The following is a 15,438-nucleotide window of genomic DNA, read 5'->3' as shown; positions in this document are numbered from 1 at the left end:
TTATTGTGGTCGCGGCGCTTGCCTGGTCTTTCTGGCCGCACGCCAGTACAACAGGCTCCATAGCTCCAGCCCAGACGACGACGACACAGCCACCAACCACCACAACGCCGCCGGCGACAGCGCCCGCTCAACAATAAATAGCGGCACGGGGGCTGGGCCTTAGCGAAGCGATGTTCGCAAGCCATCTCCAAGGAAAAATGTATCTTGCAGTTGCACAACGCTACCATCGGTATAAACTTGCGTTGTATACTGCCTTCTTTTGCATGAAGAGATGGTTCGGTGGTTAACAGATATATTCGAAACCACGATGAAATCTTGGGACAGCACGACCTAGAAATTTGTCAGCGGGCTTTCCAACAGGTCCTTTCAAGATTGAACCTTATGAAGAATGGAGCTGAAGCCGAGCGGCTGGCATCAATCGTGGTGACTCTATATGAGCAAGGCGTTCATGACGAACGCCACCTCGCCACATTGGCTGGTGCATGGCCGCTTTTAGCGAACCCCTTCCTGGTGAAATATCTGCCATTCATCCCTAGTCGGCAGAATGAGGCAACAGGCCGTTAACGATGGAATTTCCAGATGGTGAGGCGATAGGAACCATTCGCAGATCGGACGGCGAGCGCCTGACACGACTTTTGCGTGCTCTCGGGAAATAAAAAGTTACCAAAACTGCTCGGACAGGGTTTGTGACCTTAAGTTTGGCCTTTGATCATTCACTCGCGCATTCTAATATATTGCCATATTTCCTCCCCCCGCTGAAACGCAAGTAGGCGGGGGCTTTTTTTATGCGGACCGTCTATCTCGACTTTCTCGCGGCTGCGGTTAATCTCGATCGGGAGGCCTGCTTTCATAATTTTCAGTTCTCGCAGGGAAACGTGTCCTCAAGTGCAAGGAGAAGGTAGCCTTCAAAGCCCCAGGGGCCGAGACGTTGGGTCCAGGCCTTCCTCTTGACATAGCTCTCAAATATTGCCGCATAGCGCTCGCCGTTGATTTTCGTATTGGCAGGAAGACAGTACAGGCGCTTTCCGTTTGCTTTCGTCGACATTTCGTCATTTGCCCGAGAGAGTGCCTCTCCCGCAATGAAAAGCATCTCTTGGAGGTTGGTGTCCGTTCTCGCATTTGCGGCAAACACCGAGACTGCGGAATTGTCGGTCGCCAAAGCGGTATGGCTTTGAACAGCCAACGCAATGACTGCAAGCGCGAACATTCTCTTCATCGAATCTCCATTATTGCTATGAAAAGGCCCCCATCCGGTTAGGGATAGGGGCAGAGGTCCATGAAGTGCTCGTTTCAATTGCGGTCGTGGGCACGGCCGACTGTTGAATTAGAACATGAGAATGCCACCAATCATATACGCCCTTTGGCCTGCACCGTGCGACCTATTCGGCATGAGACGTACTCCGCGAGTGTCCGGAAGTCCGCCGCCTCGGCAAAGGACAGGCTGGTCGAAACCGAACCGAAGGCCGCTCGAACCGGATTTTGCCTTGATAGCTCCGCCCGACTTCGGGTCCATCACGTGAGCGGAGTTCGCCAAGGGAGGGCATACGCTTGAGGTTGAATAGCCACGAACACGGCGAAACAGGGTAATTGGTACCTCCCCAGTCCCGCGCGGAATAACTTGCTCCTGAAATTCTTGGTCATCATCCTTGGGATTTGGTCGAACGGGCCGGTCAACTGAATGATTTATTGTCCTTGTCAGCGTGCGTTGCGACTTTACGATCATTTAGGGCCAATGATTGCCTTGAAGGGATTTGAACCAGAGTGCCCTTTTTCATTGAAACCGTCGAATTTTTAAGCATGTACGGGTTTGGAATTTGAACCGAAGTTCGCATGCCCTAACGCCACAATGCGGAAATAGGCACGGCGTATAGACGCTCTCCAAAGGGGACCACCTTTTGATGGTCATACAAGACAAAGCCTGAAACAAATCTTTCTCCAAATGTCTCGGCCAGAATTCGCAATCCAGAAAAATCGGTGCTCGAGACGGTAGCTGCCGCCTTTATCTCGATGCCGACAATACGTCCTCTTCTGTCTTCGATAACGATATCGACTTCGTTCTGCTGCTTGTCGCGAAAGTGTGAGAACTCAAAGCGTTCTTCCCCGCCACTTGCGAGTTTAAGAATTTCGGCGAAGACGAAAGTCTCCAGCAATGGTCCATATTGCCCCCTCTCTGCCCGTAGCCGGTCGAGAGAAAGGTCTCGGAGGGAGGCAAGAAGACCAGAATCAAGAAAATGTATTTTGGGTGTCTTGATGAGGCGTTTCAGCTTATTGGAAAACCAGGGTTGCAAGGTTCGAGCGAGGAATAAGCTCTCGAATATGCCGACGTATTTTTGTGTTGTGATGTGATTCATCCCGATAGCGGCACCGATACCAGAGTAGTTCACGAGTTGGCCCGAATGCTCCGCAAGAATGCGTAGCAACCGCGGCATTTGAGTGATCTGCTCGATTTGTGCCACATCGCGAACATCGCGCTGAACGATTGCCTGGATATAATCCGCATACCAGTCCTGTCTACGGGTCGAGGTTTTGCGGCCCAACGCCTCGGGATATCCACCGGCCAGAACTGCAGCCATCAAGTCGTCGCCGACGACGGAATCCCCAGCTTTTGCATCGTTTCGAAAGGCATCGAGCAAGAATCTGCCGCCTGCCGCCCTGATTTCGCTTTGAGCGAGCGGCAGTAATCGGACGACCTCCATGCGTCCTGCCAGTGAGTCTGCCACGCGTGGCAATGTCATGAGATTGGCTGAGCCCGTCAGGAGGAAACGTCCCGGACGTTGGTCGGTATCCACGCTTTCTTTGATTGCCAGCAGCAGCTCGGGAGCGCGCTGAATCTCGTCGATGATGGCCCGGTTCATTCCTCTGACGAAACCAACGGGGTCTCGCTGAGCTGCTTCCAGAGTCGTCGCATTGTCGAGTGTGTAATATTCCATCTCTGGACTGGCCATCTTCCTGGCCAGCGTCGTTTTGCCGGATTGTCGGGGACCGACGATCAATACGACGCGTGTATCTGACATCGCGTCGTTAATCCGCTGCTCGGCGAGCCTTGGATATATCGCCATAGATTTGCTCCCGGTGACCATTTGAAACTATGGCATTGACTAATTGAAAGTCAACATATGACGATTTGAAATTTATACGGCGCCCATTTGAAACCAGAAACCCGAAAAATCAGTCCATAATTGGTGAGAGCATCAGCATCTAAGATGACAACATTACCGATTATCTGGTTGCCTCAAATCGATTTGTTGCCAAAACGATAAATGACAAAACTGAAAATGGCTGGGAAGTGGTCCTCGATTTCGAAACGCCAAAGCCTCAACTCCACGGGAACAATCCCCTTTTTAGGCAGATACTCCGGCGCGTCTATCTTGAAATTGAATGTGCCGTATCCAGCCTCTCCATCTGTCGTACCGTCGAAGAAAAAACGTTTTTGAACATTTTCTTCTATCTTCTGATCAGGCGAGACAAGACTTGCATAATCACGACTGAAGGAGAGGCCTCACACGTCTCACTTTTTTCCCAGTGGATCGATCTGTCGCATTTTAGCTTATTGCGACAAATAGAGTTGCATGGCCTTTTCTGCCGATGCTCTTTGAGCGAAAGCCGAACGTTCCTCCCGGTGGCCCGACGCTTGCTCTGGAACTCGGATGCGTCGGAGTTTCTTGGAGCCTCGCATCGGTGATCGCTTTGTGGTTCAGGCAGCCGCTAATGCCCGATGAAAGATACTTCGGTTAAGAAGGGCCAGCCGCTGTTTTGCTCGCGAAGCACTGCGTTCTCGATCTGCAAGCTTTCCGGTGCGGACTTCGGCCTGTCCAGCTCTGGCCGTGGACCGGTCGCCAAGCCAGGCAACACCTTCGGCGACAGCGTATCGGCATGCAATGGCGGTTTACGAATACCCAGTCGATGGGCGAATTGTGGTCGCCGGGGCCGCAGGTCCCCCAGCTCAATTCTCTGTGTCGGTCTCTACGGCCGCTAAAAAAATCAGAGTCTGCAGAAAACGGACTTTTTCAATTCACGATTCGCTGTTTGCCGCTTGCCCGCGGGCTCATGTGAGGCCATTCTTAGATCGGATCCTGGCGGCGCGGTAAGACGAGAGGTCAGGCCTGCAACGCTCAATCTCGACCTCACAGTACTTGACGTGGCGCCTTTGCTCGACTGATCCCCGAGCGAGGAGGTTGTCCATGTCCCCGCCCTATGTCGACCATCCGCTACAGCCGGGCGACCGGGTCCCGAACGTTGAGTTCGATGCGATCTCGCACGAGGGGAAGATCGCACTTGACGATTTTCGTGGCCGCAGCCCATTGTTGATCGGTTTGTTTCGAGGCTTGCATTGCCCGTTCTGCCGGCGCCACGTCGCGGCCATGGCATATCTCAGCCCGATACTGCGTGAGAAAGGCGTCCAATCCCTGGCGGTGGTAAACACCCCGGTCGAACGCGCGCGGCTCTATTTCCGTTACCATCCCATACCCGATCTTCTCGCGGCTTCCGACCCGGCACGGGCTTCGCACCAAGCGTTCGGCTTACGCGAGGTCGGGATCGACATGGTCATGGCGATACGGATCGAACTTCCGGGCGAGTTGCCCGAGCCTATGGGCGTAATGGCAATGGACGAATTTCTTAACGAGAAGGAAGGATATCAAATTACGGAAGCCGATGAGCAGATGATGACTGCCGACCACGGGCAGCTTGTCGGTCAGTTCCTAATAGACCGGGAGGGCATCGTGCGCTGGAGCTTCACTGAAGTTCTGGAGGCCGGGCTTCAGACATTCAAGGCACCGAATTCCCAGGAATTGATGTCGGTCGCTTCGCAAGTCGCACTTTAACAGCGATATGCGCTAAGGGTCCCGGGTGTCTGAATCACCTGTTTTTCGCACATCACCGAGATCGGAAGGGTTTGGGACTGAGCCGCTATGCCCGTTCGCCCGCTGAGCGCACAGGTTGTCTTGTCGCGACTTTCGGGGAACAACCTTTGATGCGCTTGAAAGCGGTTCCGAATGCACTTTGAGATGCATAGCCGAGCGTTGCAGCGACGTCAGCGATGCCCAAACCTTGATGAATGAGATCTTCACCGACTTGCATCCGCCACCGGGTGACGTAGTCGATCGGGGTCTGCCCGATCGCGGCATGGAAGGCTTCTGCGAAGGACGTACGGGACATGCCCGCGACCTCGGAGAGCGCCTTCACTGTCCAATGACGCCCCGGTTCAGCATGGATGCGGTCAAGCGCCGCGCCGAGGCGTGGATCGGTCAGCGCGCCAATCCAGCCGCTCCCGCGCGGCTGCCGCCGATCCATGCCCCGCACGTCGCGCTCGGCAAAGGCGCGCAGCATCTGCACGAGCAGCATATCGGCGAGATGGCGCCGGATCAGGTCCGATCCCATCCGGATCTGACGGAACTCGCCTTCCATGATTTCCAGGGTCCGGCTCAGCGTCGATGCTGCCAGGGCGTCCCGAGGCAGGAGCATCAGATGCGGCAGGGCCTCGGTCAGCAAGCGTTCGTGCAGCGGATTCACCCTGAAACTGCCGCCCAGCAGCACCGTGTCGGCCCCGCCGTAGCGGCCAACGTCCGAACCTTCCCAGTCGATCACCTTCGCGCCGTCTTCTGCAGGGAGATGTGGATCGCTCGCCAGAACATAGGCGGGCGTCTGCGACAGCAGGAACACGTCGCCCTGCGCCATCTGCACGGGGGGATGATCGGGATGTATCATCCAGCACTCGCCCTGGATCACCGCGGCGAATTTCAGCGCCAGCTTCTCGGGAAACCGCAAGGACCAGGCGCCCGCCGCTTCGAGCCGTGTGCAGCGGGCGCTGCGCAGATCGAGGAGGCTGAAGATCGAGGTAAGGGCATCGGTCATATTTCGGACGATCTCAACAAAAATACGGGATCGAATGATATAGATAAGACAGGTCGCAGGCAATAACCTTGCTCCAGTCGAAACGGAGAACGACGATGGAAAACGTAAAGAGCAAAGTGATTGCGATCACAGGGGCGAGCAGCGGGATCGGACGTGCCACTGCTTTGCGGCTGGCCTCCCACGGGGCAATGCTGGTGCTTGGCGCGCGCCGCACCGAACAACTTGAAGCCCTTCAGCATGAGATTGAGTTGGCCGGTGGAAGCGCCACCTTTCGCCAGACGGATGTGCGGGACCGCACCTCGATGCAGGCGCTGGTGGACCTGGCCTGCAGTGAGTTCGGCCGCCTCGACGTGCTGGTTTCAAACGCCGGCATTGGCCCAATTTCCAAGCTCGACGAATTGCAGCTGGATGATTGGGATGCGATGATCGACATCAACTTCCGCGGCGTGCTCTACGGCATCGCCGCCGCTCTGCCCGTCTTCCGGCGCCAGAAGGCCGGGCAGTTCGTGACCATCATCTCAACTGCGGGCCTACGGATCGTGCCCGGCCAGGCGGTCTACGCTGCGACGAAGAACGCCGTGCGCACGCTGCTGGAAGGGTTGCGCCAGGAAGCCGGGGCAGACCTGCGCGTCACTGGCATTTCGCCAGGCTACGTGCGCTCGGAATTTGGCAACAGCATTCGCGATCCGGCGCTGCGCGACCAGGTCGCGCGCGGGATGGAAACGGTGGCGCTCGACCCGAACGCGATCGCGGGCGCTGTGGAGTTCGCCATCGCCCAACCCGCTGACGTGGACGTCGGTGACATCGTAGTGCGTCCGACTGCTCAAGGGTAACTTCGCTCGGGCTATGGGCGCATGGTTGGCGACCGACATTCTCTTGGGCTAGGGCTTGAGCAAAAAAATTATGCTTGTCTACCACGGAGCTTAGCACGCTCGCGCTGGCAAGCCTTGCGGCCCGACAGCCTCAATTAAAAGTCGGCGTCAGCACTTGAGCAGTTCGTATCGTCATCCACTTGAATGTTGGGCAGCATTTACAGTGAAGGTGGGTCACGGACGGCTTTTTCTCCCGCCCATTTCGGCCACGACGTTTTCGATGGGAGATTGCATCAAGCAGGCCAGTAGGCCCCTCAACTCGGGCTCCTGCACTCTTTTGGCAGCTCCCGATGGCGAGAACCATTCTGTGGTGCGTTCTTTACGTTCCGGAAATTAGGCAGATACCTTCTGGACTCGTAAAAGATGAACCTCGACCATAGATGGCATGGCATTTTCTGAATCGAAAATCGTTAAATAGGTGTAGTAACCAAAGGGTTTTTTCTCGGCCTTGCCTTTGACACCAGCCTCTTCCCAAGCCTCACGCTCCGCAACCTCGTTCGGTTTCAAACTCTTGATAGGCCATCCCTTGGGAATGGTCCAACGACGCGTTTCGCGCGTTGTGATAAGAAGAACTTCGATAGCTCCGTCGGCGCCGAGACGAGAACAGATTGCGCCGAATTATTCAGCCATCTCGCCATTCATCACTTGCAAATCAACTGACCATATGCGGGCCGCCGTTTGGTGAGCTACCCGCTAGCAGGGCGATGGCGATCGTTAATGCCGACGAGATCGACGAGCTGTTGTTCATCATGAACTCCTTCCCTGAAAAGTTCGATGATCATTGCTGCCACTAGCTCGGCTTCTTCACTTTCGCGCTCGATGTTCCTTTTCAGCAAAATGGCATCAAAGGCGCGTTGACAGGTGTCCAAATCAATTGAATCAAGAGCCAAATCACGCTTGCTGAGATACCTGCGGATCATTCCTTTCCTGCCTCCTCTTTTGGATTTGCCGACTGAAAATGATGTAATTTTCAGCTATTAAATTTCAAGAATTTGCCGCGCTTAGTTCTCGGCGCGATCCTCCCAGACAGATTTCCCGCCACCGTACGGTGGCGGGTTCTTTGCTTGTTTGGCGCTGACGGAATGGAGGGCAAAGAGGTGCCGTTCTTAGAGGAATTAGATCCGAGGGCCCTCTTGAGTTCGCAGCCGTTGTAATTGTCGCAGGGTCAGGGATCTAGCTCACAGGCGAACCCTTCGCAGCTTAACTACGGCAATGTTCGCAACTGCGGAACGGGCGAGTGCCGCCGCTCTGCAACACCAAAAAACCGCGACTTCCTGTATTGATTTTCCTTATGCCGCGTTTCCGGGAACAAAGCTCCCAATGCCTTGTTCGGCTTGCGGAGGGATATCGCTATGGACAGACAATGGTGGGACCACCCCCTGATGCTTGAAACAAGACACTTGGGCCGAGCGATCAGGATCAATAGCACCGAACGTGCCGCGGGATTTCTTTTGAACGAATGGCCGAAGGAGAAAACTGGAAGGGCCTATGAAGGCGCAAAGCAAGCGCTTCTTGACGCGGTTGAGGGGCGAATTAGCACCGAAGCAGCACGAAGTGCGATGATCGCGGCTGCGCGAGAGGATGGCGTCTTCGTATACGGGGAATGAGGTCAAGCCGTCTTCCCGAAAATGCAGGCGAGGCAAAGATTTCGCAGCCGTCAGTGCGATAGGCTTGCGAATCCTGTTGCGCGACCGATTGCATCATTCGCAAACGCACCGCCCGGCATCAGTCGATTCCGATCTCCGGGAAAGGTTTACGAATGGCACGACGCATAGCAATGGTGACGGGAGCAGGCTCAGGGATAGCAACTGCAACCGCGCAACGGCTTGTTGAAGCAGGTCATGACGTCGCTCTGTTCGACCTGAATGGTTCAGCGGTGGAGAGCGCTTGCGGCGATTAGGCAGTAAGATCATCGGCATGACCGCCGATATTTCCGACCAAGGTCTTCTGCGTTAGCAGCACTTCAGTGGTGCACACGGTTTGCGACTCGGGCGTCAACGCAACAAGCTGGCCGCCGCTCCACCTCTTCCTTCGGTCTTCGACATTTCGCAACTACTGTTGCGCTGGCGCGGCCTGGCCTTGTAACGGCGCTGATGTCATCCGACGGGATGCCGGTGCAGGACCTTCTTGGCGGTGAAATTCTAAAAACGGAAATTGCCGGTGCTTGTCACTTCTACAATCGTGTTGTCGGAGAGCGCTTCGATCTGACCGCCAGTCAGTTCGCAGCTCCGATCCAATATATGGATGATTACCGAAAGGCGGAATTGAGCCTGGCGAAGTCAGTTCGCGGACGGCTCACCGCGAGGCCTTCGAAGAGGCGGGCGTAACGGGGATCGTCTGTTCAAGGCCTATCGGTCACTTCGGCTACGAAAAGGAAGGCAGCTGCACTCGCTATGAGGTTGCCGTTCACGTGCTGCTGAACGACCGGATCGCCGATCATTATCCGGAACAGCAGATACGAGAGCGCGGATATTTTCCTCTTGCCGATGCGATCGACCTAATCACCCACCCTCAGGTCCGTCGAGTTCTTGCCGTGCTGCTGGACGAGTACCCTCCTCGTTGGGGCGACGAGAATCTAAAGCCGCTCTCCCGCGAGCCCCCGCCGATAAGGTCTAATATTTGCAAAATGATCGCACCAGCAATTCAGGTGGTCAGCATTGCGCTGACCAAACGCGCTGTACGCGGCGCCAGCGTTAGCCCGATGTGACCGTGCCCAAAGGCAAGAATAACATCTCTGCCGGATTTTGACGGCCTGATAACCGGGACGGAATTGGGCATTGAAGGCCGAAACCCCAGCCAGGAGCGACTTGGAGCCCCAAGTTCAGGAAACACTCTGCGCGCATTCCTCACCAGTGCTTCCGTCAATTGCGAGTTCGGCGGAGCAGTCAGTCCGCCAAGCTCCACCAGCCCTGCAACACGCAGCCGGCCCTGCATCGGACAGAAGTAAAATCCATGCGCGGTCGGACAAACCGGCCGCTCGACCGGCAGCTCCGTCATATCGTACTCGATATGGTAGCCGCGCTCGGTATCGAGCTGTACCGGATCACCAAGCGATGCAGCGAGCTGTTTTGAATGGGCACCGGCAGCAATCACAACCCTGCGAGCATGAACATCGTAATGTGAGGCAGCGATGCGCAAGCCGCTCCGTTCACGCACAATGCTTGTGACGGATGCCTGAACGAATTCAGCCCCTGCCCGCTTCACGGCCGCAGCCAACAGGCCCATCACCGCGCCCGGATCGCTGAGGTTGATGGCTTCGGGAAAGAAAAGGCCGCCCTCAAACCCGGCGAGGCGTGGCTCAAGCTCGGCCACATCGCCAGCCGACAGGAGCTGTTGCGAAACACCATGATTGCGACGCAACTCTATATCCGCGCCAGCCGCCTGGAACGCCTTGGCCGTTTCATAAAGGTAGAGGCAACCCTTTGCCGACAGAAAGTTAGACGCGCCTATCTCCGAGGCGAATTCCGTCCAGGCTGACGAAGCGTCCGAAACGAGTTCGGCGATCCGGCCGGCATTTTGGCGATAGCGATGTGGGAGGGATTCATAGGCAAAGCGGGCCAGCCACGGAAACAAGGTTGGCAGGGCTGAGGTCCTGATCGCCAAGGGACTGCCTGGATTGAGGAGCAGCGTCAGAAAATTTCGAAGCACTGATGGAGTGCCAACCGGAATGACTGCATAGTTCGCCACCGTTCCAGCGTTCCCGTAGGAGGCCCCTGAACCCGGCTCATTCGGCTCGATCAGGACGACCTCACGCCCGTCGGCGCGAAGTCGAAGGGCAATCGCCAAGCCAATGACGCCGCCACCCACAACGGCGATATCCGTCGATATCCTGTGCATCTCATCCATTGCTCTAAGAGGAAGGCAGTCTGTGCTGCTGCCGGAGCTCACGCACTACAGCTCGCGTTCAGCCGGGTTTTGCGTATCGTGCGACATAAGAAACGGTTCGAGGCTCTCTGGGGTTGTCAAGCACGGCTGACGCCGGGCCTTGCTCGATGATCCGGCCGCCATCGATAAAGACGACCCAGTCCGACACTTCCCGGGCAAACGGCAGTTCATGGGTGACGATGATCATCGTCATTCCGTCGCCTGCAAGTTCGCGCATCACGCGCAGCACCTCCCCGGTCGACTCCGGATCGAGGGCGGAGGTCGGCTCGTCAAACAGGAGCACGGTCGGCGAAAGAGCAAGAGCCCGCGCGATTGCCACCCGCTGTTGTTCTCCGCCTGACATCTGCTCCGGATAGGCCAGCGCACGGTGTACCAGACCAACCCGGGTCAGCAATCGCACGGCCCGTTCTACCGCTTCACGCTCGCCGACGGCAGCAGCGTGCATCTGCGCCAGCACGACATTTTCCACGGCGGTCAGATGCGGAAAGAGATTGAAACGCTGGAACACCATTCCGACTCCTTGGCGAAGTCTGGCGAGGTCTCTGCAGGTGACCGTTCCGTTCGAACAGATCGTTTCGCCATTTATTTCGATGGCGCCGTCATCCGGCTGCTCCAGCAAATTCACGCAGCGCATCAGCGTTGTCTTGCCGCCGCCGCTCTGCCCGATGATGCTGATGATGCGCCCGCGTGGGACATCAAGGTCTACTCCATCGAGCACCAGCCTTCCGTCGAAAGATTTTCGAAGTCCCCTGATCTTGATCGCCGCGGTTTTGTCGGAAGGGACGGCAGCGCCGGTTGTTTCGACCGTTACGTGGGCCATTCGTCTAGCTCCCAGTTTGAATCAAGGCTCTTGCCAGCTTAAGACGCCGCCGCCGGCCAACCGACAAGGGTATCCCCGCTTGAATGGTGCGCTCAAGCCAGAGGAGGCACTGCGAGACCGGATAACAGACAGCAAAGTAAATCGCGGCGATCACCAGATAGACCTCCAGCGACCGAAACGTCTCGGAGGCGATCAACTGAGCCCGGGTCATCAGTTCCGCTGCCGAGATGGTCACCAGCAGCGACGTCGACTTCAGCAAGTCCACGAACATCGTATTGGTACCTGGGAGCGCAAGTCGCAGCGCCTGCGGCAGGATCACGTGACCAAAGGTCGTGGCGCGGCCAAGACCCAATGCATGCGCTGCCTCGTTCTGACCGGCGTGAATGCCGGCTATGGCGGCGCGAAAGATTTCAGAGAGATAGGCAGCGTAGAACAGCACGAGGCTCAAAACGCCGGCGACGAAGACGCTGAACCTGATGCCAACGGAAGGCAAGCCAAAGTAGGTGACGAAGATAATGGCAAGCAGAGGCACATTCTTGAAGACCTCCGTGTAGATGGTGGCCGGCAAGCGCACGATGCGCAACCGGTTAAGGCGCATCAAGGCAAGCACCAGCCCCAGGATCGCCGCCCCAGCAAAACTGCACAGAGTATAGGCCAGGGTCCGTAAAAGACCCTCGGCAAGATTGCCCGCATAGTCGCCCCACGGAACTTGAAACAATTGAGCAAGAGGTTGCCAAAAACTCATGTCCGTTCTCCCGCGCTCAATTGGCGATGGATGGCGGTGACCATGTCTCCGGGCGGTCCACGCCACGCCGTTGGGCTGCCATATCCGGGGACGGAACCAGGAACTGCTTGGGATCGCCACCCCATTTCGTCACCAGTGCGGCGAGCGAGCCGTCCTTATACATCGCATTGATCTGGTCCGAGATCGCCTGGGTAAGCTTCGGAGCCTGTTTGGGCAGATAGAAGCCGGTCATGTAGGGCTGGAAATATTTATAGTCGGGATGCGCGGCGACCTGCTCCGCGGTTGGTGGATTGAGATAGGCCACCTTAAACTTCATGTCGGGTCGTTGCTGTTGCTGATAGATGATCAGCAGCGGGTCGAGAAAGCCGACGTCGATCCTTCCTGAGGAAAGATCCGAGAAAACACTGTCGGCCGCCGGGTAGGTGTGCGCATCGGCCTTCGGGACCTGAGCAATGGATTTGGCCCAGACGTAACCGGTCACGGTTCCGAGCGCCTTGCCCTCAAGACTCTGAACATCGGGATATGCAACGTCACCATGCACGGCCATGGCCGGCGGCGAATAGTAGGGAGGATCGGTGAACAAGCCCGCCTTTTGACGCGCATCGGACCAGGCGATGCCACCGATCGTGATGTCCGCACGTTGCGCTTGCACCGCGGCAAGCATGCCGGGGAAATCTGTCACCGTCGTTTCGATCTTCAGGCCAAGCTTGTTGGCGATCGCATTCAGGATATCGCTGTCGAGACCGACCTGCTTGTCATCTTTCAATGCCGTGTAAGGCATATAGGGCTCGATGACCACCTGGAGCACACCCGGCTTTAGCGTTTCCAGGTCTGCGGCTTGCGCAATGACGGGTACAGAAAAGAGCGCGAGCCCCAAGACAAGGATTGCCGAAACTGCATGCTTAAGCCGCGAACGCGGGAAAATATCGCTGCTATTCATGTTCACCCTCCTTATATTTTTGTAATATATTACACCGTATATTATTGAGGTGCATTGTCAAGTGATTCCGTATAAAGCGCATCGGATCACCCCAAGGATGGAGAAGACGTGGATGGACACTTGGATGTCGGAAGAAATGCTCGACGATCCGGAAGCCACGTTGACATTGGCGGAGCGCACCTATTTGCAGCTGCGCGAGGACATCATCACCGTCCACTTGGCCCCTGGTACCATCCTCAAGGAAAACGACGTCATGCGCCGGCTCGACGTCGGTCGTACGCCCGTGCGGGAAGCCTTCCTGCGGCTGCAGCGGGATGGCTTTGTCGATGTCAACGCGCGCCGAGGAACGTTCGTTAGCAGGATTGACATCAGCGACCTCACCGCGATCTACGAGGCAAGAGCACGCATCGAATCCTGGGCGACGCGACTGGCGGCGGAACGATTGCGTGAGCCCGAACGGCGCGAGGCCGGTGAACTGATAGAAGCGCTAAAGGCGCTTTCCCTACCTTCGGAGCTCGACGCTCTGCTGGCGCTCGATCGGCGCATCCATCGCTTTATTTATCGATGTGCCAAAAATCGGTATCTCTTCGACACGCTCGATCATTACCACAATCTCTCTCTTCGGATTCTTCACGTCGCGATGCGGCGGTTTCCGGAGCTATCACCCGAACTCGATAAAGTCGTGCAGGAGCAGATACTCATGCTCGAAGCCGTCTGCCGTGGGGATGCCGATACCGCTGAGCGAATTGCGCTGCATCATGTCCTCAGTTTCGAACAGGAAGTGCGCAAAGTCATCTAATCGCCTTGAGCGGGATCGAACCGCTGACCCTGCCGTCCGCAGTCTGTCACGTCTCACATGGGCCAATTGCGGTCATTAAACGGGCCTCTGGTCGAGGATCGAACGCTCCATAGATACGCTCCGATAAGCAGAACGGAAAACACCATGAACCCCTATAAACTTTGCTGTGCCTTATCGAGAATGCACCGAGCAAAGGTTTCTCGTTTTGAGGTCGCCAGGAAGAGACGGACGCCTTGAGAATGCAGCTCGACCAGCGTTTCCCTGATCCCTGGGCAGAGCTCGCTTAGCAGAGACCACGGGTTCCCTAGTCAGCCCGGTAAGCGTCAACCGCCTCGGCGATACGATCATCCCCGAATGAGCTGAGAAGATAGCGCATCACATCCTCGATCGGAGGCCCAATAATCGAGCGAATATCCATCTCCGGATCCATTTCGTGGCCGAGGGCTCGCAGGGCTGCCCGGCAGCTCGAGAGGATGCCCGGTTGGGAATCGACCAACGTTCCATCGAGATCGAGAAGAAAGTTTGGGACACAGGGACGACGCTTTCTCTATGGATGGCTCATCAAAGATTTCGAGTAAATCCATTGGAAAACGCCAGATGACGCCTTGAAATTAAAGGTGGATCCGCAAAAAACTTGAGCTATCCCGATATGTCAGCTTGACCGCCTTAAGAATTCGGACCCTTCGTAGGGAGAAACGATAGCCAATGCCCCGCACAAAGGTTCCCGAACCCGAATTCGACCTGATGCTGCCACGCACGAGGCACAAGAACCGTCGCCATCCCGTCGAACTCACCCCGACCGAAGATCCCGAGCTGACCGCCTTCCTCATGGCAGAGATCGAAGAGGCCTATTCACTGAGCCTCGATCCGCCGGCCTGCTTTTATTGCCAGAGCAGCAATACTGTTCTGCGTTACAAAGGCATTTCACCGACCGGAACGCCCTATTTTTCCTGCAAGAGCTGCGGTCAGGGTTTTTCGCGGCGAACCGGCACGGCGCTTGTCGGCTTCCGCAAACGCGAAAGCCTGACCGCCTTCGTGCCGATGCTTTCGCAGCAGATGACTATGGCGGAAGCCGCCGATCGGCTTGACGTTATGCAGGACATGGTGGCGCGTTGGGTACGCGTCTTCCGCGCCTGGCTGCTTGACCTTGATCCCTCCGGTCGGCTGCATGCCAAGATCAAGTTGGGTATTAAGCCCTCGGTCGCGCATCTTGCTTGTCCGCATTGTGGCGTCTTCGGCCAACTTGACTTTGCCGGTTATGCGCCGCGCGACAACGGCAAAAAGCTGGTACGGCAATTCCAGTGCAACAATTGCCGCAAGACTTCCCGCTTGGATCAATTTGACCAAGCTCCTTGACGAGGGTGCGGGGTACACAGTTGCCTGCCAGTGATCGTTTGATCTGTCATTCCGGTCTCAAAACTGAGCCGAGACTGCCTCAAATGAAGAGAGGATGGTCGGATCCACACAGCTGACTAAAACAAATGCTTCAAACCAAGGTGCCGTATTGACGTACGTCGCCGTCGC

The 15,438-nt window shown here is 56.4% G+C and carries 17 protein-coding genes and 1 pseudogene; 8 read left to right on the top strand and 10 right to left on the bottom strand.

What is annotated here, in order from left to right; all coding sequences use genetic code 11:
• Nucleotides 1-856 precede the first annotated feature (856 nt).
• Together ACXHXG_RS21110 and ACXHXG_RS21105 are read right to left on the bottom strand one after the other, a co-directional pair.
• Complete coding sequence (locus tag ACXHXG_RS21110) at nucleotides 857-1,207, bottom strand: hypothetical protein (protein WP_457900585.1); 351 nt, start codon at nucleotides 1,205-1,207, stop codon at nucleotides 857-859.
• Nucleotides 1,208-1,835: 628 nt separating this feature from the next.
• Complete coding sequence (locus ACXHXG_RS21105) at nucleotides 1,836-3,059, bottom strand: ATP-binding protein (RefSeq protein ID WP_457900584.1); 1,224 nt, start codon at nucleotides 3,057-3,059, stop codon at nucleotides 1,836-1,838.
• Between the two features lie 1,122 nt (nucleotides 3,060-4,181).
• On the opposite strand from ACXHXG_RS21105, the gene ACXHXG_RS21100 reads away from it, so the two are divergent.
• Nucleotides 4,182-4,823 carry a peroxiredoxin-like family protein gene (locus ACXHXG_RS21100; protein ID WP_457900583.1) on the top strand — a complete coding sequence of 214 codons (642 nt, stop codon included), beginning with the start codon at nucleotides 4,182-4,184 and terminating at the stop codon, nucleotides 4,821-4,823.
• Nucleotides 4,824-4,908: 85 nt separating this feature from the next.
• Here ACXHXG_RS21100 and ACXHXG_RS21095 read toward each other — a convergent pair whose 3' ends face one another.
• Complete coding sequence (locus tag ACXHXG_RS21095) at nucleotides 4,909-5,853, bottom strand: AraC family transcriptional regulator (protein ID WP_457900582.1); 945 nt, start codon at nucleotides 5,851-5,853, stop codon at nucleotides 4,909-4,911.
• Between the two features lie 95 nt (nucleotides 5,854-5,948).
• On the opposite strand from ACXHXG_RS21095, the gene ACXHXG_RS21090 reads away from it, so the two are divergent.
• Nucleotides 5,949-6,686 (top strand): SDR family oxidoreductase, encoded by a 738-nt coding sequence (locus ACXHXG_RS21090; RefSeq protein WP_457900581.1) that lies wholly within the window; start codon nucleotides 5,949-5,951, stop codon nucleotides 6,684-6,686.
• Between the two features lie 372 nt (nucleotides 6,687-7,058).
• On the opposite strand, the gene ACXHXG_RS21085 is transcribed toward ACXHXG_RS21090, so the two are convergent.
• Entirely contained in the window at nucleotides 7,059-7,334 is a 276-nt protein-coding gene (locus ACXHXG_RS21085; RefSeq protein ID WP_457900683.1) for an NUDIX hydrolase, read from the bottom strand.
• 77 nt (nucleotides 7,335-7,411) lie between these two features.
• Nucleotides 7,412-7,645 carry a hypothetical protein gene (locus ACXHXG_RS21080; RefSeq protein WP_457900580.1) on the bottom strand — a complete coding sequence of 78 codons (234 nt, stop codon included), beginning with the start codon at nucleotides 7,643-7,645 and terminating at the stop codon, nucleotides 7,412-7,414.
• A 432-nt stretch (nucleotides 7,646-8,077) separates the two neighbouring features.
• On the opposite strand from ACXHXG_RS21080, the gene ACXHXG_RS21075 reads away from it, so the two are divergent.
• The 4 genes and pseudogenes from ACXHXG_RS21075 to ACXHXG_RS21060 all read left to right on the top strand — a co-directional run.
• Entirely contained in the window at nucleotides 8,078-8,332 is a 255-nt protein-coding gene (locus tag ACXHXG_RS21075; RefSeq protein WP_457900579.1) for a DUF982 domain-containing protein, read from the top strand.
• Nucleotides 8,333-8,484: 152 nt separating this feature from the next.
• Complete coding sequence (locus ACXHXG_RS21070) at nucleotides 8,485-8,625, top strand: SDR family NAD(P)-dependent oxidoreductase (RefSeq protein WP_457900578.1); 141 nt, start codon at nucleotides 8,485-8,487, stop codon at nucleotides 8,623-8,625.
• A gap of 193 nt (nucleotides 8,626-8,818) precedes the next feature.
• Nucleotides 8,819-9,052, top strand: a complete 234-nt coding sequence (locus tag ACXHXG_RS21065) for a YunG family protein (protein WP_457900577.1) — start codon at nucleotides 8,819-8,821, stop codon at nucleotides 9,050-9,052.
• Nucleotides 8,986-9,432 (top strand): annotated as a pseudogene (locus tag ACXHXG_RS21060) (NUDIX hydrolase); the annotation flags it as partial. The gene ACXHXG_RS21065 and the pseudogene ACXHXG_RS21060, both read left to right, overlap by 67 nt.
• On the opposite strand, the gene ACXHXG_RS21055 reads toward ACXHXG_RS21060, so the two are convergent.
• The 4 genes from ACXHXG_RS21055 to ACXHXG_RS21040 all read right to left on the bottom strand — a co-directional run bounded on the left by ACXHXG_RS21055 (nucleotide 9,369) and on the right by ACXHXG_RS21040 (nucleotide 13,115).
• Nucleotides 9,369-10,562 (bottom strand): NAD(P)/FAD-dependent oxidoreductase, encoded by a 1,194-nt coding sequence (locus tag ACXHXG_RS21055; protein ID WP_457900576.1) that lies wholly within the window; start codon nucleotides 10,560-10,562, stop codon nucleotides 9,369-9,371. The pseudogene ACXHXG_RS21060 and the gene ACXHXG_RS21055 sit on opposite strands and share 64 nt — an antisense overlap.
• A gap of 67 nt (nucleotides 10,563-10,629) precedes the next feature.
• Nucleotides 10,630-11,430 carry an amino acid ABC transporter ATP-binding protein gene (locus ACXHXG_RS21050; RefSeq protein WP_457900575.1) on the bottom strand — a complete coding sequence of 267 codons (801 nt, stop codon included), beginning with the start codon at nucleotides 11,428-11,430 and terminating at the stop codon, nucleotides 10,630-10,632.
• 4 nt (nucleotides 11,431-11,434) lie between these two features.
• The gene (locus tag ACXHXG_RS21045) at nucleotides 11,435-12,175 is read right to left on the bottom strand and encodes an amino acid ABC transporter permease (RefSeq protein ID WP_457900574.1); all 741 of its coding nucleotides are present in this window, start codon (nucleotides 12,173-12,175) and stop codon (nucleotides 11,435-11,437) included.
• Between the two features lie 16 nt (nucleotides 12,176-12,191).
• Nucleotides 12,192-13,115, bottom strand: coding sequence for a substrate-binding periplasmic protein (locus tag ACXHXG_RS21040; protein ID WP_457900573.1), 924 nt, complete (start codon nucleotides 13,113-13,115; stop codon nucleotides 12,192-12,194).
• A 112-nt stretch (nucleotides 13,116-13,227) separates the two neighbouring features.
• Here ACXHXG_RS21040 and ACXHXG_RS21035 point away from each other — a divergent pair, with 112 nt between their 5' ends.
• Entirely contained in the window at nucleotides 13,228-13,914 is a 687-nt protein-coding gene (locus tag ACXHXG_RS21035; RefSeq protein WP_457900572.1) for a GntR family transcriptional regulator, read from the top strand.
• 304 nt (nucleotides 13,915-14,218) lie between these two features.
• Here ACXHXG_RS21035 and ACXHXG_RS21030 read toward each other — a convergent pair whose 3' ends face one another.
• Nucleotides 14,219-14,410 carry an HAD family hydrolase gene (locus ACXHXG_RS21030; RefSeq protein ID WP_457900571.1) on the bottom strand — a complete coding sequence of 64 codons (192 nt, stop codon included), beginning with the start codon at nucleotides 14,408-14,410 and terminating at the stop codon, nucleotides 14,219-14,221.
• Between the two features lie 209 nt (nucleotides 14,411-14,619).
• Between ACXHXG_RS21030 and ACXHXG_RS21025 the strand changes: the two genes are divergently transcribed.
• On the top strand, nucleotides 14,620-15,270 hold the full coding sequence (locus ACXHXG_RS21025) for a DUF746 domain-containing protein (protein ID WP_457900570.1): 651 nt from the start codon (nucleotides 14,620-14,622) through the stop codon (nucleotides 15,268-15,270).
• The last annotated feature ends 168 nt before the right edge of the window (nucleotides 15,271-15,438 follow it).

Source organism: Rhizobium sp. LEGMi-198b (genome assembly GCF_054114205.1).
The sequence above is the reverse complement of the archived record's forward strand: the minus strand, read 5'-3'. Positions and strand labels throughout refer to the sequence as shown.